Genomic DNA, 21,729 nt, shown 5'->3' with positions numbered 1-21,729 from the left:
AGGTTTACCGAATCAGCGCGTAGATCGAACCCCTCTGCGAGCAACGTCACCGACCGCGAAACCTCTTGGAGAGAGGCGGCCGTTCCAATTCCACAAGCGGAGCGGCTGTAATGTCCAGGCCCGCAGCGGGGCCGCCCTAGCTGTGAGCGATCGGTAAATACACCGCCACCTTCAGCCCGACGTCGTCATTGGCTTGGAATGTCGTATATTCAAAAGCGGTTTGACCGTGTGTCGGGTGGTGAAGTCGTTTGGTCCCCGATGAAGGCCATCGAATCGCGTGGTCTTTCCACCAACCTTCGAATTCCCCGCACCCCGCCTGCACACGATGCAGCAGCTGGACGAAGGCAGGGTCATTTGCCCAAACGTCGTAGGTCGGCCGGAATAGCGCGAGGATCCTCCGTGCCTCGGTCGACCAGCTGTCGCCAAAGACCCGGCGGGCCCGCGGGTCCGCGAGGATGTAGAGAAGCAAGTTTCGGTCTTCGAGCGGCATCGCGCCGAAATCAAAGAGCTCGGCTGCCGCATCATTCCAAGCGAGAATGTCCCAGCGTCGCCCGGTCACATAGGCGGGATGCGGCAGGCTGACGACGAACCTGCTGATGATGGGCGGCACCGTTTCGGGAGAGAAGGCGGGTTGGCTCTTCGCATCTGCCAGACGGCGCAGATGGGCACGCTCCACCGCGTTGAGTTTGAGTGCTCTCGCGAGAGCGTCAATGGTGGTGAGCGAAGGGGCGACCGCTCGGCCTTGCTCCAGCTTGACGTACCACTCGGTGCTGATCCCCGCCGCCTCGGCGACCTCCTCGCGGCGTAGTCCCGGCGTGCGCCGACGGCCTCGCACCGCTCCAGCGTTGTCCGGGACAAGCCTCTCGCGACGCGCCCGCAGGAAATCGCCAAGCTCGACGTTGGCGGCCGTCATGGCACCCCATGAACATGATATAGTATCATCCTAGTATCCTGCCGGCTCTGGCACGGGTTGTCGAGAGCCTCCATTCTGCCTCTACACCACGATGGAGGCGGCGTTGAGGGCAGCGATATTGAAGGCGTTCGGGACGGCGTTGGAGGTGTGCGACGTCGACGATCCAGAGATCGGGACGGGCGAGGTCATCGTCGACGTGGTAGCCGCGCCCGTCCTGTCGTATGCCGATGAGGTTTTCAGTGGCGAGCGACATTATGCGCTCAAGCTGCCGACGATCCCCGGCTGCGGTGCCATCGGCCGCGTCGCTGCGCTCGGCCCAGATGCGACCAAGCTCTCGGTGGGCGACTGGGTCTTCTGCGATCCGACGGTCCGATCCCGCGACGACGCACGGATGCCCGACATCACGCTGCAGGGCTGGAGCGCGCGAGGCGAAAGCGGTCTGAAGCTACAGGACTATTTTGGTGACGGCCCATACGCGAGCCGGATGCGGCTGCCGACAGAGAACGCTGTTCCGATCGGGACAATCCAGAAGGAGGAAGCGGGCCGGTGGTGCGCACTGGTAACGCTGCTGATCGCCTATGGCGGCCTTCGCCGGATGCAGTTGCAAGCCGGCGAGACCCTACTCGTCAGCGGTTCGACCGGGAACTTCGGCAGCGCCACGATCGCCCTGGCCCTCGCCATGGGCGCCGGATGCGTCGTAGCAGTGGGTCGCAATGGCGCAGTTCTGGCCGAACTCGAGCGCCGCTTCGGAAAGCGTCTATGCTCCGTTCATCTGACCGGAGACGCCGAGATGGACGCTGCTGCCATACATAAGGCGAGTCCGCAGCAAATCGACGCCGTGCTCGACTTCCTACCGCCGTCCGCTCCAGCCTCGGCAGTACGCACCGCGCTCATGACTGTGCGTCCTTACGGCCGGGTCGTTCTGATGGGCGGCGTTGGTATGCTGGGCGGTGAGGAACTCGCATTGCCCTATCCCTGGATCATGCGAAACTTGATCACTGTGTCGGGTCAGTGGATGTATCCGCGCGAGATCATCCCCGATTGCATTGCCCTCGTCCGCAGCGGACTCCTGCAACTCGATCACTTCAGGGTAGCCGAATTCACGATCGAGAACATCCAGCAGGCGATCGATCATGCCTCGGCGCATGCCGGCGCCTTCAACCTGACCGTGGTGCGTCTGTGATTGCATCGAGAGACCCAACGATCTCGCAACGCCTGAACATCCCTAGGGGGACAGACCGATGGAAGCACGGCTGTCTGCAGTCAGAGTTATGATTGCTTGCGATGCGGTTCAGCCATTCATCTAACAGATGGTGAGTACGCTGACGTCGGCCTCAGTCAAGGTTGCGCGGAGCGCGATCGCAGCCGCTGCAGCGCCCGACGCCTGCAGCATGGGATCACGGCTCTAACCAGTCTCTCAGACTGGCGGCTTAGGTTCAGCGAACCAGCGTGTCGCTGCCTGGCGAAAGCCTTCATCATCTTCGGCGCTGTCCGCCGCCCAGGCGACAAAGCCGTCGGGGCGGACGAGCACCGCGCTCAATCCAAGCCGGTTCTCGGCGCTGCTCGAAACGGTGTTGATCCTGCCCTGCCAGCGCTCCGCGACCGCCCGCAATGGCGCGCCGGCGTCGAAATCCAGCAGCAGCCCCTTTCCGTCCCGCAGAAGGCGGCCGAGCCTGAGCCCGTCCGTCAGCGCGAAGTCGGGAACGCTCCGGCCCACGAGCGGATGTCGACCGCCGAGGTCATAGCGCAGCGATACGCGCCATAGCTTTTCGGCGAAGTAGGTCGCGCCGTCGCGCGTCCCGATGAGATCGCGGATGATCTCCGCCAGAGCCCGCGTGTCCTGGGTGGGACGCATGAGCGCGACCTGCGCGCGCGACCAGTCGAGGATGCGTGCGCCCTCGGGATGTCGTTCCGTAAAATAGCTGTCGAGGAGGTCGGCCGGCGCATCGCCGCGGATCGTGGCCGCCAGCTTCCAACCCAGGTTCATCGCGTCGCCGAGGCCGAGATTGAGCCCCTGGCCGCCGAGCGGAGAATGGGTATGGGCGGCGTCGCCAGCGAGCAGCACCCGGCCGTTACGATAGGCTGCCGCCTGGCGGGCGCGGTCGGTCCAGGTGGTCGCGAGCCGGAGCGCGGTCACGGTGACGCCCGTGCCGGAAACGCGGCGTAGCACCGCCTGCACGTGATCGAGCGTGATCGGCTGGGTCCGGTGGAAGGCACCGCCGTCGAAGTCGACCATCGCGATCGTGCCGGGCTTCGCGTAGGTGTACATGCCCGTCGGCGTGTAGGTGCGTCCGGTGCAGAGTGCGTCCGGGTCGGCCAGTTCCACCTCGACCGAGTAGCCGGTGAATTCAGGATCGGTACCGACGAACTCAAAGCCGGCGGCCCTGCGCACCGTGCTGCGGCCGCCATCGCAACCGATCAGCCAACCCGTATGGAAATTCTGGCCGGTGGCGCGGACGATCACGCTTTCGTCGGTCTGCTCGAAACCCTCGACCGCAACGCCGCGCCTGATCTCCGCCCCCGTCGCGATCGCTCGGACGGTCAGAAGGTTTTCGAGGGACTGCATGTCCACCGCGAGATTGAATCCGGTCGGGCTCGGCAGCCGGTAAGGCCACTGCGAGGCATCGACGTCCTCGTGGAAGAACTGGATCCCGGCGAAATGGCCCGCGGCCCGGCGTGACTGCCGCTGCTGTATCCAATGGGCGGATGCCTTGGTCGCGCCAGACGCGGCGTTCGCCTGGCTCGCAGCTTTGATATCGTCGAGCAGGTCACGCCGGTCGAGGGCCTCGAGCGTCGGCGTCGACAGACCGCGCATGCCGAAGGGCAGGACTTTCAGTGGCGAATGCGGATCGTCGGCCTGTTCCAGGACAAGTACGGAAACACCCGCGAGCCTCAGCTCACAGGCGAGCAACAGCCCGACCGGGCCGGCGCCGGCGATGATAACGTCGTGGGTGTGGGAGATCGGCATGTCACGCTCCTGTGTCGATGGTGTTCGACCGGAGCGTTCCTCGCGTTGGAGACCGCACGGACGAACGGCCGGGCGCCCTCAGAGCGTCCGATGTTCGTCGTGGGGATCTCGGCACGAGGCCAAAGACCAGAGCTTTCGTTACCGAAAGGACTTGGGCTGACCAGACCAAGCCTGCCTTTTCCGACGTGTAAACTGTAAAGGAGCTTCCCGGGGCCCGCAACGGTCATCGGGGGGCAGCGTGGAGACCCAGGCGGCTTTGCTTTGCCACCTGGTCCCATGATCGCTTCCCGACGTCGGTCTGTTTCGCGTCCCAACTAGCGTTCGTGGACAAAGGTGGTCCAGAGGAAGGCTGAGGCGATGGAGACGAAGCCGAGATAAGATTGTGCGGTCTTGTCGTATCGAGTGGCGACACGCCGCCAGTTCTTGAGCTTGTTGAACATGCGCTCGATGCGGTTTCTTAGCTTATAAGCATGCCGATCATGGCTGGCGGGGTTTCGTCTCCCGCGTTTGGCGGGGATCACGGGCCGCGCGCCGGTGTATGAGATGTCGGCCCGGATCTGGTCGGCGTCATAGCCACGATCCGCCAGAAGCCTATCGAGACGACCGCCGATGGCACGGAACAACGGTTCAAAGCCTTGCTGATCGTGCGCCTGTCCAGGCGTCAAGACGAAGGCGAGCGGGAGGCCGCGTGCATCGCAGCGGGCGTGGAGCTTGGTCGAGAAGCCGCCGCGCGATCGGCCGAGCGCCTCGGCCGGGCCAGCGCCTTTTTTATCCCGGCAGCGCAGTGATGGGCGCGCACGACCGTGCTGTCGATCATGTCGGCCGACCGGTCGCGGCCGACCAGTTCAGCCAAGGTTTCCAGCAGGGCCTCGAACACGCCCTGTTCGACCCAGCGGCGATAGCGCCGGAACACGCTGTTCCACTTGCCGTAGCAGGGCGGAAGATGACGCCATTGCGCTCCCGTCCGCGCCATCCACATCATGCCGTCGAAAAAGCGGCGATTATCCCCCGCAGGCCGACAGCCCCGGCCTGCCTCAGCCGGAAGTAGCGGGCCAATCAACGCCCACTCCGCATCCGTCGCCCCGATCGTCCCGTCCAACGCCGCCTCCAAATGGCAGCGTTGAATCAATCCCACTCAGCCCCGTCAAGCTTTGTCCACGAGCGCTAACGGCGAGACTCATGGCGATGACTACTCTTCATCGAGAGCAGTCGTTCTACCGAGCCAGGTTTATTCCGCCTCGGCCATCCACTGCACCGCATCCTCGCCGGCCGGGATCCTGAGCGGCGCGTGCGGGTCAGTGGCCGCCCGCCAGACCGCCACAGCCACATCGGCGGCATGCGTCACCGGACCGGTGTCGTCGCGGAAACGGGCGATCATGCCTTCGATCAGCGGCTTGTAGTCGGGGTTATCGAGCCCGCGCAGATGCGGCATCGCGTTGTTGCCGAAGTTCGTTTCCGGCGAGCGGCCGGGGAGCACAATATGCACCCGTACGCCGAACGGCTCCATCTCGACCGCGAGGCTCTCGGTGAGCGCGTTCACCGCCGCCTTGCTCGCGCGATAGACGCTGACCAGCGGCAGCGGCTTGAGCGTCACCGTCGACGTGACGTTGATGACCACGCCGCTACGGCGCTCGCGAAAGCCGGGCAGGATCGCCTGCAGCATCGCCAGCGTGCCGAGCGTATTGGTCTCGAACAGTTGCCGCGCCGTGTCCGGCTCGATCAACTCGATCGGCACGGCGGCGCCGAACCCGGCATTGTTGACCAGCACGTCGATCTCACCCGCCTGGTCGAGCGCGCGCGCGATGCTGCCCGGGTCGGTGACGTCCAGCGGCAGGACGACGAGATTGGCGGAGGTGGGCAGGATGTCGGCCTTGGGCTGGCGCATCGTGGCGACGACCTTCCAGCCCTTCTCGAGGAACAGTTTCACGGTTTCGAGGCCGAAGCCCGAGGAACAACCGGTGATCAGGACGGTGGACATGGAAGCACTCCGAGTTGGTTGGTGGTCACCTGGATATGGCGAAGGGTGATGAGACCGCCTATGGTCGGAAGTCCGTGATACATTTGCGATCGTCCTGCCATGACCGTCGACCCACTTGCCGAGATCGTGACCTTGCTCCAGCCCTCGGCCAGCTATTCCAAGCTCGTCGAATATGCCGGCCGGTGGCGCCTCCGCCGCGACATCGCGGGCAAGCCTGTATTCTTCGCGGTGCTGGAGGGCGCGTGTCGGGTCGTATCGTCCGGCCGGCCGCCGATCATCGTCCGGAAGGGCGATTTCGTGCTGTCGCCCGTGACCAAGGATCATGTCGTCGAGAGCATCGAGGCGCCGCCGCACGGGATCGCGATGACGCCGACGGAGATTGGTGAGGGACGATTCCGGGTCGGGCCGCCCAGCGAGCCGGTCAATCTCAGGATGCAGGTCGGGGTCTGCAGCTTCGCCTCGCCCGATGCCGCCCTGCTCGTCTCGCTGCTGCCGGCGATGATCGTCGCCCGCGACGAGCCGCGGCTTGCCCTGCTGCTTCAGCTTGTGGGCGACGAGACGCGCCACGCCCGCCCGGCGCGGGAGCTGGTGCTGGAGCGCCTGCTCGAGGTGCTGCTCATCGAGGCGCTACGCTGTGGGGCCGACATCCTGTCGGTGCCGAGCCTCGCGCGGGGGCTGTCGGACGATCGCCTGGTGTCCGCCTTGCGCGCCATGCATGCGCGGCCCGCGCATGGCTGGACCGTGGCCGATCTCGCCGCCGAGGCGGCGATGTCGCGGTCCGCCTTCTTTGCGCGCTTCAGCCGCGTCGTCGGGTTACCCCCGATCGAGTATCTGCTGACCTGGCGCATGGCACTCGCCAAGCGGCTGCTACGCACGCGGGAGCTGGCGATCGAGCATGTCGCCGCGCAGGTCGGCTACGCCTCGGCGAGCACGTTCAGCACCGCCTTCACCCGCCATGTCGGGATGCCGCCGATCAGATATGCCCGGGCGATGCTCCCAGCCTAGACGGCGACTAGCGCCGCGACGGCGGCGGCGGCGGCGAAGCCGAGGCGGCGCCGATGCCGAGCAACAGCGCGGCCCGTAGAGGCCGGCCGCCTATCCGACGATTGGGGCGCCGATCGGTGTGCCTGCCAGCGCGATGCCGCCGCTCATCGCTGGTTCGGTCGAGTGCCCTGGCCATGCGTTGGCGATCAAATATATTTACCAGGGTATAATTGACCGTGCCATTTTATTCCGGGTAATAATCCTCGCCTTGGATGGCCAATGTCCGGCGAAGCTTCAAAACCCTGTACCGCGTTCGAGGGCGAGCACCTGCTCCTGAGGGGGCCGCTGCTCGAAGTGGCGTTGGCAGTCAAAGCGGCCAGCGACTCGGGTGCTTCGACACTGGTCCTCGTCTTCGACGACAAGACGGGCCAAGTCATCGACCTGGATCTTCGTGGCACGAAGGCGGACATCATCGATCGGCTCTCGCGAGCGCTAGAAACCTATGTGGGCCGGTATCGATCAGCGCCGACGGAACCAGCCGGATCTTCGCCTGCGGATCCGGAATCGAGAGCGCGGGGCCGGCCCAAGTTGGGCGTGGTTTCGCGCGAGGTGACGCTGCTGCCGAGGCATTGGGACTGGTTGGTCACGCAACCGGGAGGCGCCTCGGCGACCTTACGGCGGCTCGTCGAGGACGCGAGGCGAACGGCTGGTCCCGGTGCGAGCCGTCGCGCCGTCCAAGAGGCGGCTTATCACTTCATGCTGGCGATGGCAGGCAATCGGCCGGGCTACGAGGAGGCGACGCGCGCGCTCTTCGCCGACGACCGATCGAAGCTGGAACAGTCAATCGCGGCGTGGCCGGACGCAATTCGCGCTCACATTCTGGACCTGGCCTTCGGGGGCCGGGCCGCTTCCCGCGATTGAACGGAGGACACTATGACCGCGCACGCCAGCGGCCCGCATCTCGAGCCGACACAAGAATCGGGCCTGCGCTTTATCCAGCGCGACATCGGCGGCCCGGTGCTCATGCTCAACCTGCTGCGCTTTCGGGCGACAGCGGATTACACCGATCATCCCGACCTGGCGCCGGCGGCTCCCATCAGCGGCGCGAACGCTTTCGACAGCTACATTCGGTACACGCTTCCCTTTCTTCGCGAGAGCGGCGGCGATGTCGTCTTCCTGGGGGCCGGCGGACCCTTCCTGATCGGTCCGGATGATGAACGGTGGGATTTGGCGATGCTCGTCCGCCAAAGCAGCGTCGCTTCATTTCTGAGCTTCGCCACGAACGAGGCATACCGAGCGGGGCTCGGCCATCGCGCGGCCGCGATCGAGGACTCGCGTCTTCTTCCCCTGACCGAGCTGCCTTTGCCGGCGCAATCTCGAAGGAGCGAACCATGACCATCGTGAGCGCCAACGGCATCGAGTTGGCCTACGACAGTTTCGGCGACGAGAGTCGCCCAGCTATCCTGTTGATCAGCGGACTCGGCACCCAGATGATCCGATGGACGGCGTCATTTTGCGCGGCGCTCGTCGACCGCGGCTATCGCGTCATCCGCTTCGACAACCGGGACTCTGGGCGCTCGACTCATTTCACCCAATCCGCGCCTCCGGATTTCAGCATGCTGGGCGCGGCGCTGGCGGCTGGCAAGCGCCCCGATGTGCCCTACACCCTCTATGACATGGCCGCGGACGCCGTAGGATTGCTGGATGTTTTGTCGATCGCTCGCGCTCACGTTGTTGGGCGATCGATGGGCGGGATGATCGCGCAGGTCATGGCGAGCGAATATCCTGATCGGGTCTTGTCCCTGACCTCGATCATGTCGAGCACTGGCAATCCGTCCCTCCCGCAGGCCGCACCCGCGGTGATGGCGGCGATGATGGGCCCCGGGCCCGACCCCTTTGCGGACGAGGAAGGTTTTCTCGTGCATAGCTCGGCCTTCGCGCGTCTGATTGCCGGAACCGGCCGCGCTTTTGACGAGGGCCAACACAGAACGCTCGTGCGGGAGGAATTACAGCGCGACTACGATCCGACAGGCGCGGGACGACAGATCGCTGCTATGGCGGTCGCCGGCGATCGGCGTTCGCGCCTGGCGACGATCTTGGCGCCGACGCTCGTCATCCATGGCAAGGATGATCCTCTCATCCCTCCGGCCTGCGGCGAAGATACCGCCGCCTCGGTGCCACGTTCCGAACTTATGATGGTAGAGGGCATGGGACACGAACTGCCACCACAGTTATACGGATTGGTGGCTGAGGGAATCCAACGGACGGCCCAAGCCGCCCAAGACCGGACGCCAATCTCGTCATAGTATCCTGACCTCCGACCAACTACCTACGCGCCTTTAAGTCTTTTTGCGCCGTATCGCGCTGGGCTTCCCCTTCACAAGTATCGGACTTGCAATTCCCAAACCGGCTCGACGAATTCATGGAGCCGAAGGGAATTACGATGCCTGCGACCAAGATTCTCTGGGGTCAAATCATCACCGTCTTCGCCATCGTCTTGCTGGCGATCTGGACCGCTACCGAATGGACGGCCTGGCGGCTCGGCTTTCAGCCCGAGCTGGGGCGGCCCTGGTTCGAGATCCTACACTTCCCGTTCTACCTCCCTCCGGCCTTCTTCTGGTGGTGGTACGCCTACGACGCCTATGCGCCGTCGATCTTCATCGAGGGCGCCTACATCGCATCATCCGGCGGGCTCATCGCCGCGACCGCCGCCATCGGCATGTCAGTCTGGCGCGCGCGCGAGGCGAAGAACGTCGAGACCTACGGCTCCGCACGTTGGGCGCAACCGAAGGAGATCGCCGAAGCTGGCCTGCTCGGCCCCGATGGCTTGGTGCTGGGCCGCCATGACCGCAGCTACCTCCGCCATGATGGGCCGGAGCATGTGCTATGCTTCGCGCCGACCCGATCAGGCAAGGGCGTCGGCCTGGTCATCCCCTCGCTCCTGACCTGGCCGGGTTCGGCCATCGTTCATGACATCAAAGGAGAGAACTGGCAGCTCACTGCGGGCTTCCGGGCGCAGCACGGCCGCGTGCTGCTGTTCGACCCGACCAATGCGAAGTCGTCAGCCTATAATCCACTGCTCGAGGTCCGCCGCGGCGAGTGGGAGGTTCGCGACGTCCAGAACATCGCCGACATCCTGGTCGACCCGGAAGGCAGCCTTGAGAAACGGAATCACTGGGAAAAGACCAGTCACGCGTTGCTGGTCGGCGCCATCCTGCACGTCCTCTACGCCGAGGAGGACAAAACGCTCGCCGGTGTTGCGTCCTTCCTCTCCGATCCCAAGCGGCCGATCGAGTCGACGCTCTCGGCGATGATGCGAACGCCGCACCTCGGCGAGGCTGGCGTCCATCCCGTCGTCGCTTCTGCCGCGCGCGAGCTGCTGAACAAATCCGGCAACGAACGGTCCGGCGTGCTGAGCACGGCCATGTCGTTCCTCGGCCTCTATCGCGATCCAGTTGTGGCCGAGGTGACGCGTCGTTGCGACTGGCGGATCGGCGACATCGTGGCCAGTGATCGGCCGACGACGCTCTACCTCGTCGTGCCGCCGTCCGACATCAACCGGACCAAACCGCTCATCCGCCTGATCCTCAACCAGGTCGGCCGGCGGCTGACGGAGGACCTGCAGGCCAAGGCCGGGCGACGCCGTCTCCTCTTGATGCTCGACGAGTTCCCGGCGCTCGGCCGCCTCGACTTCTTCGAATCCGCGCTCGCCTTCATGGCCGGCTACGGCATCAAGAGTTTCCTGATCGCGCAGTCGCTGAACCAGATCGAGAAGGCCTACGGCCCCAACAACTCGATCCTCGACAACTGTCATGTGCGGGTCAGCTTCGCGACCAACGACGAGCGGACGGCAAAGCGGGTCAGCGACGCGCTCGGCACCGCGACCGAGATGAAGGCGATGAAGAACTATGCCGGCAGCCGACTGTCGCCCTGGCTCGGCCACCTCATGGTCTCCCGCTCGGAGACCGCGCGCCCGCTGCTGACGCCAGGCGAGGTGATGCAGCTCCCGCCCACTGACGAGATCGTCATGGTGTCGGGCGTCCACCCGATCCGCGCGAAGAAGGCGCGCTACTACGAGGATGAACGGTTTCAGGAGCGCATCATGGCGCCGCCCGTGCTCACGCGACCGAAGGAGGGGCGGCCAGATGATTGGAGTTCGCGCCCGCTGCCGCCCCGACCACCGGCGCCGGCTGGAGTCGATGGCGAGGACACCGACGACGAGGATCCGAAGAACACTGACCGGCGCAAGCAGCCGGAACTCAGCCAAGGCTCCGTCGAGAAGCAAGCTCCGATCGAGAATGAGTTCGCGCTCGATCAGGTCGACGAGATGGAGGAGGACGCGCCTCGCATCGGCCGCATGAACGACCTCATGCAGGGCCTCGCCCAGCAAGCCTCGCTCGATCCCGGCGACGATCTGGGGATGTGAGGCGCTGATGGTCACGGCAAAGAAGAAGGCCCAGCTTTCCGTCTACCTCGACCCGGATGTCATGCAGGCCTTGTCGGCCTATGCCGCGCGCCGGGACCATTCGATGTCGCTGATCGCCGAAGCCGCGATCGCGTCATTCCTGTCGCCGGATGCGGACGAGCGGAGGGAGGCTGCTATCGCGAAGCGGCTCGACCAGCAGGATCGGCGCCTGGCGCGGCTTGAACGCGATGTCGGTATCGGTGTCGAGACGCTGGCGCTGTTCATCCGCTTCTGGCTCAACACGACGCCGCCGCTGCCGGAGCCGGCGGCCAAGGCCGCTCGTGCGCAGGCCGGGGCGCGCTATGACAATTTTGTCGCCACGCTTGGCCGGCGTCTGAACGAAGGTCCGAAGCTAAGGCAGGAGATCGCAGAAGACACGGTCGAGCGGACTGTGTGCGACTAAGATCGGCGATCAGGGTCGGACGATAGATTCGTTGCGGACGCCACCGAGATCATGCGATGCCGTGTGGGCCATAGAGGTGCTGCGCGCGACCGCATAGCGCTACTTCTCTCTGATCGCGTAACGCCTTTCGCGCTTGAGGAAGGCGACGTCGCCGCCTTCCAGTATATTGCAGACCTGTTGACGCATGCCGGTCTCGGGGGGGTGGTTCTCTTCAAGAGAACCGGAATTGTAGCTGATGATGGGAAGGCCGTTCTCCTGCTTCTCGCCGGTGGCGACGATCACCTGCTCAGAATCAGAGTTCACGACGAGATTCGGGTTGTGTGTGATGACGATGATCTGTCGCCTCACCTTTGCCAGCCGAAAGTATGGAGTCAGAAGGTTATAGATTGACTCGTTGTCGAGGTTCTCGTCGGGCTGGTCGACAACCAGCGGCCTGCTGTCCTCGATATCCATGCCGAGATAGAGGATCAGGAGCACGATGCCCTTGGTGCCGGGGGACAGGCTTTCTAGTTCGGCGCCGTTAAACTTGAGGCCGTATTCGAGGCGAATATGGCTGACCTCATAAAGCCAGTTCAGCACATCCTGAAGCGTGACGCCGTTCCGGACGTAGCTCTTCCACGGCAGCTCCTTCTTCCTGAATTCACCCATGAAGATTTCAAAGGCAGTCCGGATCCGCTCCGGATCGCCGCTCGCCCATGCCGGGAGAAGGATGCGGTTCGCCGCCTTGCCTAATTGCTCGACGCTGCCGTAAGGCACGGCGCGCCGTTGGTCGAACAGAGCCGCGCCGCGCTCGATCCATGTGGAAACGTCAGCCGCCCAGCGGATGGCGAACTCAAGTTCCCTGCCCTTTAGAAGGGCCTGTTTGGTCAGACGCTCCCTGATCGGATCGTAAAGCCCCTGAAGCGCTTGCTGTTCCAGCTTAAGGTTTGCGAAGTACGCCACATAGGCGTCGAGACGCTTGGTCCCGAAAGTCGCGATCTGCGCCGAGCCGTTTTCTTCGACGTTCTTGATCTCGGCATTGAGCCGTTCGACCTCGGTGTTGATAACGGCGACGCGGTTCTGAATCTGCTTCGTTCGCTCCTGGCGCGCCTTGTCCGCGGTCTCCCGTTTCATCAGCTCGTCTATCTCTGCCAGAAGCTTGCGGATCGTGCCAGCAGCTGGAGGTTCGCCGCCCTCGACCACAGCGATGGCTTCGTTGACGGCCTTCTCTCGCGCGGCTAGCGGCGGCTCGATCTCGGCGGGGAAATCTGGCCGGAACTTCTTCCATTCGCCTTCGGGCACACCGACCTCACGGAGCGTCGGCTGTAACTGTTCGAAGAACCGCTCCATCTGCACTCGGAACGCGCCGGTGCGGGTCCGGATGTCTGCGATACGCTGAAGGTTCTGCTTGTGCGCAGCTACGCCTTGCTGGGCCTTAGTCAGCTCCTGCCGCTTCTGCTGCAATTCCTCCTGAACCTTGGCTTCGGCCTCCGAGGCAGGCGCGGGCAATTGCTTCAGTAGACCCTCCCGCTCCTCGGTTAAGGTTTTGACGCGTGCCTGCTTCTCTGGGGTCTTGGCAATCAGGTCCCGCAACGCGCATTCGTCGCGAATGACCGCATACATCTCGTCCCGCAGACGGTTGCCCTCTTCGCGGACACCCTCGGTCTTGATGAGCCGCAGTTCCTCGAAGTCGGACGCGTTCAGCGTGTCGGTCGGGTCGAGGTAGTGGAAGACGACCTTCTCGATTTCGCGGACCAGCTCCTTGGTGATGCCGTCCTTAGCGCAGATGCGCTCGACATAGTTCTGTGAGAGGTAGTGGACCTCATTCGTGGGACGGCGATCCCGACCGACTATGCCTTCCGATGTATGACCGTCAGCCCAATGAAGAGTGACTTTCATGCCGTCGAGGTGGCCGCTGGAACGTTTGAGGAAGCAGTCCTTTTCGGCAGGATCCCAGCTTCCAGCAGCGAACGCGATCAAGTCGGCAAGCGCCGATTTCCCCGATCCCTTCTGGCCGATGATCGAAACCATCCCCGCATTGAGTGGAATGGACACGTCGGAGAACCATCCCTTGCCGTCGCTCAAAGTGACGCGGGAGATGACGCGCGCCTCGTCATAGTACACCGGCGGCGAGGCACCGATGTAGACGCGGTCCGCGGGCTCGTGGAGGATCTGGCGCAAGCCTTCGAACGTGGTGTCGGCCTTGATCCAGCAATAGCGAAGCTCGCACTCCGCCGGCACCGCTGCGCAATCGTGGCCCTTTTTGCCCCTCTTCGCGCAGGGGTGCCCGATTTCGGGATAGCCGTGGCAATCAGAGCCGTGGACGCAGGGCTTGAGCGTCTTGAACTCCCTGAGGAAATGCTCTTCGCCGTCGGTGTATTGCGGCTCGCGGGCCAGCGCCCAGTTGCGCGTGGCGGGGTTGCCCGCGAACAGCGCATCGGAACGCTGGATCAGCAGCTTGCGAGTATGATGGTCCTGTGAGTCCCACTTGAGCTTGGGTAGATCTTCGTCCGCCACGACGCAAAACAGGAATTTATCCTTGAACCTGCTGTCCTGAAGCGCCTGAAGGATATGGTTGTCGTCCACCACGGCGTTGGTCATGCCGACGAACAGCGCGTCCCCCTGTTCACCAAACGGTGGATGCTCCTTGATGAGCCGCTCGCCGAACTGCCGCAGATTTTCGACCTTCAGCTTGTGCGTCTCGGCGGTCGCCTGCGGCTTGGCCTGATTGGTGAAGGTCAGGTCGTGTAGGAAATTCTCCTTGATGTCGCGGATCGCCACCTCGTCCGACAGGATGACGTGGCAATTGATGCGATTCGGCCCGACGAGCGTTCTCAGGCGGAACTCGATATTGGGGAGGACGCGCATCCCCGCGATCTGTTCGATCTCCTCCGCGCTGAACAGTGCCTTCAGCTTGGCAGGGTTGGCGAGGTAGTCCTCCTTGACCTTCTTGTAACCGTCTATGGTGAAATAGTCGGTGAGGCCAATGACGGCGATGCCCTTAGTGAGCGCCATCCGGAAAAGGTTCTGGACGTAGACGTCCCAGTCGCTGCCGAACTGGTTGTTGAGGTGCGACGCGGGGGTGTGGACCTGAAGATCCCATTTGCGCCACTCGGAACCGCGCGGCCCAACGTCCTTGTATTCTTTCATTTATTCTGGACACCTCCCGCACGTCGAATAGCACAGGTTGACATCCGGCGGGAGCCTCAATCCCGCGATCGGTCGCAGCGCCCCTGCATGCAGCAATCCTAGCAGTCGATCTCTGGCTACGGATTGTGGAAACCGAGCCGCGGCGAAGGTCGGACCGGCTCCAACAACCGGACCCTCCCAGGGGCACTGATACATTGAAAGCTGACGGCTTGAGCAACTTAGAACCAATGCCGGCATCGATGGAGAATCACTTCGCACCCAGCAAGTCTTTTTTCCCTGCGCTACGCTGGCCTCCTACGCCGCCTGAATACTTGTTGAACTGCCCTATTTCCTGCCTTTTCTAATCATCCCCGTCGCCAATCGCGCGTCGCGATTGGCCAATGACGGGGACGATCGTGGCGGCAGCTCCGCTCCATTCCGAGGCCTTCTCACGCGGCGCGCGCATGCTGCGCACCGCGCTCGGCCCGGCGATCGCCGCCTTCCTCGAAGACCCGTCGATCGTCGAGGTGATGCTCAATCCCGACGGCCGGCTCTGGATCGACCGGCTGTCGGGTGGCCTCGAAGATAGCGGTCGCACGCTGTCGCCCGCCGATGGCGAGCGGATCGTGCGCCTGGTCGCGCACCATGTCGGCGCCGAGGTCCACGCGGACAGGCCGCGCGTCTCGGCCGAGCTGCCCGAGACGGGAGAGCGGTTCGAGGGGCTGTTGCCGCCCGTCGTCACAGCGCCGGCCTTCGCGATCCGCAAGCCCGCCGTCGCAGTTTTCACCCTCGACGATTACGTCGCCGCCGGCACTATGACCGCTGGCCAGACGGCCGCCCTGCGGGCCGCCGTCGCGACGCGCAAGAACATCCTCGTCGCCGGCGGCACCGGCACCGGCAAGACGACGCTCACCAACGCGCTGCTGGCCGAGATCGCCGGCACGAGCGACCGCGTGGTGCTGATCGAGGATACGCGCGAGTTGCAGTGCCGAGCGCCGAACCTCGTGGCGATGCGGACCAAGGACGGGGTCGCTTCGCTGTCCGACCTCGTTCGCTCCTCGCTGCGCTTACGACCAGACCGCATCCCCATCGGTGAGGTGCGCGGCGCGGAAGCGTTGGATTTGCTCAAAGCTTGGGGAACCGGCCACCCCGGCGGGATCGGAACGATCCACGCCGGCACCGCGCTCGGCGCTATCCGGCGCCTCGAACAGCTCATCCAGGAAGCTGTCGTCACCGTCCCCAAGGCGCTCATCGCCGAGACCATCGATCTCGTCGCGGTGCTGCGCGGTCGCGGCAGCGAACGCCGCCTCTCCGAACTCGCCCTCATCGCCGGTCTCGATCCCGCCACCGGCGATTACCGCGTCCAACCCGCCGAGGCGGGCGGCGATCTCGGAGACCCCTCATGATCAGTGTTCTCGCCACCGGCCGCAGGATGCATCGGCGCGCTCTCGACGTCATCACCTTCGCTGCGCTCTCGCTGACTTTCGCTCCGGCGGCCTATGCCTCCGGCTCCTCCATGCCGTGGGAGACGCCGCTCAACTCGATCCTGGAGTCGGTGCAAGGCCCGGTCGCCAAGATCATCTCGGTGATCATCATCACCGTGACCGGCCTGACGCTCGCCTTCGGCGATACCTCGGGCGGCTTCCGCCGGCTGATCCAGATCGTCTTCGGTCTCTCGATCGCCTTCGCGGCGTCAAGCTTCTTCCTCTCGTTCTTCTCGTTCAGCGGCGGGGCGCTGGTCTGATGGCCGCGATCGTCGATCCCGAAGTGCCCGGCTTCTTCGCGCCGGTCCATCGCGCACTTACCGACCCGATCCTGATGGGCGGGGCGCCACGGACTGTCGCGATCGCCAACGGCACGCTGGCGGCGGCGATCGCGCTCGGCCTCCGACTCTGGATCCCCGGTGCGCTCATTTGGGCCGTCGGGCATGCCGCCGCCGTCTGGGCGGCGAAGCGCGACCCGCAGTTTGTAGACGTGGTGCGCCGCCACCTTCGTTATCCCGCACATCTGGGGGTCTGAGGCGGCCATGCTCAACCTCGCCGAATATCGCCATCGCCCCGCCGGTCTCGCCGACTTCCTGCCCTGGGCCGCGCTCGTTGAGGAGGGTGTGGTCCTCAACAAGGACGGCTCGTTCCAGCGTACGGCCCGTTTCCGCGGGCCGGATCTTGACAGCGCGACGCCGGCCGAACTTGTCGGCGTCACCGCGCGGCTGAACAATGCGCTGCGCCGCCTCGGTTCCGGCTGGGCGATCTTCGTCGAGGCGCAGCGGATTGCCGCCCAAACCTATCCGCACTCGACCTTCCCCGATCCGGCATCGGCGTTGGTCGATCTCGAACGGCAGGACGCCTTCGAAGAGGCGGGCGCGCACTTCGAGAGCCGCTATTTCCTGACCTTCGTTTGGCTGCCACCAGCCGAGGACGCGTCCCGCATCGAGGGCTTTCTCTACGAAGGCCGTTCGCAGAGCGGCGTTGATCCGTGGGAGTTGCTACGCGGCTTCATCGATCGGACTAACCGCGTCCTGCAACTGGTCGAAGGCTTTATGCCCGAGGTCGCCTGGCTAGATGACGGCGACACACTCACCTATCTGCACTCGACCATCTCGACCCGCCAGCAGCGCGTCCGCGTCCCCGAGACGCCGATGCACCTCGACGCGTTGCTCGCCGACGAACCGCTCGCCGGTGGCCTCGAGCCGCGTCTCGGATCGCATCACCTGCGCACCCTCACCGTAGTCGGATTCCCGACCGCGACCCATCCGGGCATCCTCGACGAATTGAACCGGCTGGCTTTCCCCTACCGCTGGTCCACCCGCGCGATCCTCCTCGACAAGACCGAGGCGGTGAAGCTGCTGACCAAGATCCGTCGGCAGTGGTTCGCCAAGCGCAAGTCCATCGCCGCGATCGTCAAGGAGGTGATGACCAACGAGGCCTCGACATTGGTCGACAGCGACGCGGCCAATAAGGCGGCCGACGCGGACCTGGCGCTGCAGGAACTCGGCTCCGACGATGTCGGCCAGGCCTATGTCACCGCCACGGTCACCGTCTGGGACGAGGACCCCGGCCTCGCCGCCGAGAAGCTCCGCCTCGTCGAGAAGGTAATCCAGGGCCGCGACTTCACTTGCATGCCGGAAGGCGTGAATGCGCTGGAGGCCTGGCTCGGGTCCATCCCCGGCCACGCCTACGCCAACGTCCGCCAGCCGCCGGTCTCGACGCTTAACCTGGCGCACATGATCCCGCTCTCGGCTGTCTGGGCCGGTCCAGCCCGCGACGAGCATTTCCAGGCGCCGCCGCTGCTCTTCGGCAAGACCGAAGGCTCGACGCCGTTCCGCCTCAGCCTGCATGTCGGCGACGTCGGTCACACCCTGATCGTCGGGCCGACCGGCGCCGGCAAGTCCGTGCTGCTGTCGCTGATGGCGATGCAGTTCCGCCGTTATCGCAACAACCAGATCTTCGCCTTCGATTTCGGCGGCTCGATCCGCACCGCCGCGCTCGCCATGGGCGGCGATTGGCACGATCTCGGCGGCAGTCTGTCGGCGGGATCGGAGCATTCGGTCTCGCTTCAACCGCTGGCGCGGATTGACGATCAGGCCGAGCGGGCCTGGGCAGCGGAATGGGTGACGGCGATCCTCGCCAAGGAAGGCGTCACGATAGACCCGACCGCAAAGGAGCATGTCTGGTCGGCGCTGACGTCGCTGGCTTCTTCCCCGGTGGGCGAGCGGACCATCACCGGCTTGGCGGTGCTGCTGCAATCGACGGCGCTGAAGCAGGCGCTCCAGCCCTATTGCGTTGGAGGGCCGTCCGGTCGGTTGCTCGACGCCGAGAGCGAGCAGCTTGGCTCGGCGTCAGTCCAGGCATTCGAGACCGAGGGGTTGATCGGCGCCGGCGCGGCGCCCGCAGTCCTGACCTACCTGTTCCATCGCATCGAGGGCCGCCTCGATGGTCGGCCGACGCTGCTCATCATCGATGAGGGCTGGCTCGTCCTCGACGATCCGGCTTTCGCGCAGCAGCTTCGGGAATGGCTGAAGACGCTGCGCAAGAAGAACGCTTCCGTCGTCTTCGCCACCCAGTCGCTCTCCGACATCGACGGCAGCAACATCGCACCTGCCATCGTCGAGAGCTGCCCGACCCGCATCTTCCTGCCGAACGAGCGGGCGATCGAGCCGCAGATCACGGCGATCTATCGGCGCTTTGGTCTTAACGACCGCCAGATCGAGATCCTCGCGCGGGCGACGCCAAAGCGCGACTACTACTGCCAATCCCGCCGCGGCAATCGCCTGTTCGAACTCGGGCTTGGACCCGTCGCGCTCGCCTTCTGCGCCGCATCCTCCAAGCAGGACCACGCCGCAATCGAGCGCGTCATCGCCGAGAGCGGCCGTGAGGCCTTCACGCCCACCTGGCTCGCCGATCGCGAGCTTCTTTGGGCGGCCGATCTCATCCCCGAGCTGACCAACCTGGAGACGTCATCATGATCAAGCGGCACCTTCTGGCGGCGGCAAGCGCCGTCGCATTGTCGTTGGGCATCGCCGCGCCGCCGGCGTCGGCGCAGTGGATCGTCTACGACCCGACCAATTTCAGCCAGAACGTGCTGACCGCGGCCCGCGAGCTGCAGCAGATCACCAACCAGATCACCATGCTGAACAATCAGGCGACGAGCCTGATCAATCAGGCCCGCAATCTCGCCAACCTGCCGATGTCGACGCTGACCCAGCTTCAGTCGTCGATCGCCCAGACGCAGTCGCTGCTCAGCCAGGCACAGAACATTTCGTTCAACGTGCAGCGCATCCAGACGGCCTATTCGACCAGCTACGGCTCGGCGGCAGGCACGGGTTCCACCGCCACCATGGTCGCCAACGCCCAAACGCGTTGGCAGAACTCGGTGGCAGCGTTCGAGGACTCGCTCAAGATCCAGGCCGGCGTGGTCGGCAACATCACGACCAATTCCAGCGCCATGACCTCGCTGGTCACGGCCAGCCAGAGTGCGACCGGCGCCTTGCAGGCCGCGCAGGCCGGCAACCAGCTCCTCGCACTGCAATCGCAGCAGCTCTCCGACGTCGTGGCGGTGCTTTCCGCGAAGAGCCGCGCCGATGCCCTGGAGCAGGCGCGCGTCGCCGCCGCCGAGGCGCAGGGCCAGCAGAACTACAAGAATTTCTCGACGCGCAGCGGCTACCAGCCCGGCAACGTCACCATGTTCTCCGGCAATTGAGGCACCGCGATGCTGGGCCGGTCGGAGATCTTCCGCGCCGCTGCGATCGTCGTGCTGATCGCAGCCTTCATCGCGACCCTCTTCGCGATCAACCGGCGTCCCTCCACGCCGGCCGCGGAGATCGCTCCAACCATTGCCCCGCCCGCTTCCGATGACCTCACGGCCGAGCTGCGCCGCTGCAGCGCGCTCGGGCCCCAGGACGCCGAGGATGCGCGTTGCGTGGCGGTCTGGGAGGAGAACCGCCGGCGCTTCTTCGGCAGGCCGGCGCGGCCGCTGCCGCCATCACCGCCCCCCACGACGACGATGGGCGCCGTCGCGCCGGCCACCCCATCGTCAGGAGACGCGCGATGAACAACGTCGGCGTCATCGACACCTTCCTCAACACCTTCACGACCTACATCGATTCCGGCTTCGGCCTGATCAAGGGCGAGGTCACCTATCTCTCCTCGACGCTGATCGTCATCGACATCACGCTGGCGGGCCTCTTTTGGGCCTGGGGCGCCGACGAGGACATCCTCCAGCGCCTGGTCAAGAAGACGCTCTACATCGGCTTCTTCGCCTTCATCATCACCAACTTCAACAACCTCTCGGCCATCGTCTTCAACAGCTTCGCCGGGCTTGGCCTCAAGGCCGGCGGCTCGTCGATCTCGACGGCTGATTTTCTCCGACCGGGGAAGCTCGCCCAGGTCGGCCTCGATGCGGGCCAGCCGCTGCTCGACGCCGCCAGCCAGATGATGGGCTTCACCAGCTTCTTCGCGAACTTCGTGCAGATCGCGGTGCTGATGGTCTCGTGGCTGCTCGTGCTGATCGCCTTCTTCATCCTGGCGGTGCAGCTCTTCGTCACGCTGATCGAGTTCAAGCTGACGACACTCGCCGGCTTCATCCTCATTCCCTTCGCGCTCTTCAACAAGACCGCCTTCCTGGCCGAGAAGGTGCTCGGCAACATTGTCGCCTCCGGCGTGAAGGTGATGGTGCTGGCCGTTATCGTCGGCATCGGCACGGGTCTCTTCTCGCAGTTCACCCAGACCTATGCCGGCGGCCAGCCGACGATCGAGCAGGCGCTCTCCGTGGTGCTCGCGGCGCTGGCCATGCTCGGCCTTGGCATCTTTGGACCCGGCATCGCCACGGGCCTCGTCTCCGGCGCGCCCCAGCTCGGCGCCGGCGCTGCGGTCGGGACCGGACTCGCGGTCGCTGGCACGGCAATGGCCGGCGCGGGTGCGCTCGGCCTGGCCGGGAGGGGAGCGATGGCCGCGGCCTCGGGCACGGCTGCCGCCGCCCGTGGCGGCGCTGCGATGGCCGGCGGCGCATCCTCGGCCTACAGCCTGGCCTCGGCAGGCCGGTCCGGCGCTTCGGGCGTGGCCGCCGGCCTCGGCGGTGTCGGCCGGGCCGCCGCATCGTCTGCGGCAGCGCCCATTCGGCGCGCGGCGGGCCGTGCCGCCGGCTCGATGCGTGAAAGCTTCGCCGCCGGCGCCCGCTCCAGTTTCGCGGTCACCGGCGGCTCATCCACCCAAGGCACGGTTGGCGGCGAGCAGAAGGCAAGCGGCAGCGGCGCGACCGATGCCGGCTCGAACCCGTCAGGCCCGCCCGCCTGGGCCCGCCGCATGAAGCAGAACCAGTCGATGGCGCGCGGCGCCCAGACCGCCGCCCAGGTCCTCAAGTCCGGCGATAGCCATGGCGGCGGCCATTCCGTCGATCTCTCGGGAGAATAGAC

18 protein-coding genes and 1 pseudogene are annotated in these 21,729 nt (G+C 65.0%); 14 read left to right on the top strand and 5 right to left on the bottom strand.

Annotation, left to right across the window (positions count from 1 at the left end):
- Positions 1–136: 136 nt before the first annotated feature.
- On the bottom strand, positions 137–913 hold the full coding sequence (locus AAC691_RS00180) for a helix-turn-helix transcriptional regulator (RefSeq protein ID WP_342628551.1): 777 nt from the start codon (positions 911–913) through the stop codon (positions 137–139).
- Positions 914–1,016: 103 nt separating this feature from the next.
- Here AAC691_RS00180 and AAC691_RS00175 point away from each other — a divergent pair, with 103 nt between their 5' ends.
- On the top strand, positions 1,017–2,096 hold the full coding sequence (locus AAC691_RS00175; RefSeq protein WP_342628550.1) for a zinc-binding alcohol dehydrogenase family protein: 1,080 nt from the start codon (positions 1,017–1,019) through the stop codon (positions 2,094–2,096).
- A 234-nt stretch (positions 2,097–2,330) separates the two neighbouring features.
- Here the strand turns inward: AAC691_RS00175 and AAC691_RS00170 are convergent, their stop codons facing one another.
- The 3 genes and pseudogenes from AAC691_RS00170 to AAC691_RS00160 all read right to left on the bottom strand — a co-directional run bounded on the left by AAC691_RS00170 (position 2,331) and on the right by AAC691_RS00160 (position 5,859).
- Complete coding sequence (locus AAC691_RS00170; RefSeq protein WP_342628549.1) at positions 2,331–3,881, bottom strand: FAD-dependent monooxygenase; 1,551 nt, start codon at positions 3,879–3,881, stop codon at positions 2,331–2,333.
- A gap of 317 nt (positions 3,882–4,198) precedes the next feature.
- A pseudogene (locus AAC691_RS00165) lies at positions 4,199–4,948 on the bottom strand (IS5 family transposase); the annotation flags it as partial.
- 161 nt (positions 4,949–5,109) lie between these two features.
- The gene (locus AAC691_RS00160) at positions 5,110–5,859 is read right to left on the bottom strand and encodes an SDR family oxidoreductase (RefSeq protein WP_342628548.1); all 750 of its coding nucleotides are present in this window, start codon (positions 5,857–5,859) and stop codon (positions 5,110–5,112) included.
- Between the two features lie 99 nt (positions 5,860–5,958).
- Between AAC691_RS00160 and AAC691_RS00155 the strand changes: the two genes are divergently transcribed.
- The 6 genes from AAC691_RS00155 (at position 5,959) to AAC691_RS00130 (ending at position 11,711) form a co-directional block, all read left to right on the top strand.
- Positions 5,959–6,864: an AraC family transcriptional regulator gene (locus tag AAC691_RS00155; protein ID WP_342628547.1), complete on the top strand. Its 906-nt coding sequence runs from the start codon at positions 5,959–5,961 to the stop codon at positions 6,862–6,864.
- Between the two features lie 258 nt (positions 6,865–7,122).
- A complete protein-coding gene (locus tag AAC691_RS00150; RefSeq protein WP_342628546.1) occupies positions 7,123–7,764 on the top strand; it encodes a DUF2239 family protein in 642 nt (213 codons plus the stop codon).
- Positions 7,765–7,776: 12 nt separating this feature from the next.
- Entirely contained in the window at positions 7,777–8,238 is a 462-nt protein-coding gene (locus tag AAC691_RS00145) for a DUF1330 domain-containing protein (protein ID WP_342628545.1), read from the top strand.
- On the top strand, positions 8,235–9,149 hold the full coding sequence (locus AAC691_RS00140) for an alpha/beta hydrolase (RefSeq protein WP_342628544.1): 915 nt from the start codon (positions 8,235–8,237) through the stop codon (positions 9,147–9,149). The genes AAC691_RS00145 and AAC691_RS00140 overlap by 4 nt, the downstream gene beginning before the upstream one ends.
- A 137-nt stretch (positions 9,150–9,286) precedes the next feature.
- Positions 9,287–11,269, top strand: coding sequence for a conjugal transfer protein TraG (locus tag AAC691_RS00135; RefSeq protein WP_342628543.1), 1,983 nt, complete (start codon positions 9,287–9,289; stop codon positions 11,267–11,269).
- A 7-nt stretch (positions 11,270–11,276) separates the two neighbouring features.
- On the top strand, positions 11,277–11,711 hold the full coding sequence (locus tag AAC691_RS00130) for a CopG family transcriptional regulator (protein WP_207879541.1): 435 nt from the start codon (positions 11,277–11,279) through the stop codon (positions 11,709–11,711).
- Between the two features lie 99 nt (positions 11,712–11,810).
- Here AAC691_RS00130 and AAC691_RS00125 read toward each other — a convergent pair whose 3' ends face one another.
- A complete protein-coding gene (locus AAC691_RS00125) occupies positions 11,811–14,840 on the bottom strand; it encodes a TrlF family AAA-like ATPase (protein WP_342628542.1) in 3,030 nt (1,009 codons plus the stop codon).
- 380 nt (positions 14,841–15,220) lie between these two features.
- Here AAC691_RS00125 and trbB point away from each other — a divergent pair, with 380 nt between their 5' ends.
- From trbB to trbL, 7 genes are read left to right on the top strand one after another with little or no spacing between them, the layout of a single operon-like run.
- Positions 15,221–16,225, top strand: a complete 1,005-nt coding sequence (trbB, locus tag AAC691_RS00120) for a P-type conjugative transfer ATPase TrbB (protein WP_342628541.1) — start codon at positions 15,221–15,223, stop codon at positions 16,223–16,225.
- 26 nt (positions 16,226–16,251) lie between these two features.
- On the top strand, positions 16,252–16,563 hold the full coding sequence (locus tag AAC691_RS00115; RefSeq protein ID WP_342630309.1) for a TrbC/VirB2 family protein: 312 nt from the start codon (positions 16,252–16,254) through the stop codon (positions 16,561–16,563).
- Entirely contained in the window at positions 16,563–16,838 is a 276-nt protein-coding gene (locus tag AAC691_RS00110) for a VirB3 family type IV secretion system protein (RefSeq protein ID WP_211959352.1), read from the top strand. The genes AAC691_RS00115 and AAC691_RS00110 overlap by 1 nt, the downstream gene beginning before the upstream one ends.
- A 7-nt stretch (positions 16,839–16,845) precedes the next feature.
- A complete protein-coding gene (trbE, locus tag AAC691_RS00105; protein WP_342628540.1) occupies positions 16,846–19,284 on the top strand; it encodes a conjugal transfer protein TrbE in 2,439 nt (812 codons plus the stop codon).
- Complete coding sequence (trbJ, locus tag AAC691_RS00100) at positions 19,281–20,018, top strand: P-type conjugative transfer protein TrbJ (protein ID WP_342628539.1); 738 nt, start codon at positions 19,281–19,283, stop codon at positions 20,016–20,018. Before trbE ends, trbJ begins: the two co-directional genes overlap by 4 nt.
- A gap of 9 nt (positions 20,019–20,027) precedes the next feature.
- Positions 20,028–20,369 (top strand): putative entry exclusion protein TrbK-alt, encoded by a 342-nt coding sequence (gene trbK-alt / locus AAC691_RS00095; RefSeq protein WP_342628538.1) that lies wholly within the window; start codon positions 20,028–20,030, stop codon positions 20,367–20,369.
- Positions 20,366–21,727, top strand: a complete 1,362-nt coding sequence (gene trbL / locus AAC691_RS00090) for a P-type conjugative transfer protein TrbL (protein WP_342628537.1) — start codon at positions 20,366–20,368, stop codon at positions 21,725–21,727. The genes trbK-alt and trbL overlap by 4 nt, the downstream gene beginning before the upstream one ends.
- The last annotated feature ends 2 nt before the right edge of the window (positions 21,728–21,729 follow it).

Origin of the sequence: Nguyenibacter vanlangensis (assembly GCF_038719015.1) — a bacterium.
Taxonomy (GTDB): domain Bacteria; phylum Pseudomonadota; class Alphaproteobacteria; order Acetobacterales; family Acetobacteraceae; genus Gluconacetobacter; species Gluconacetobacter vanlangensis.
Note: the sequence above shows the minus strand (reverse complement) of the source record. Positions and strands in the feature narration are given on the sequence as shown.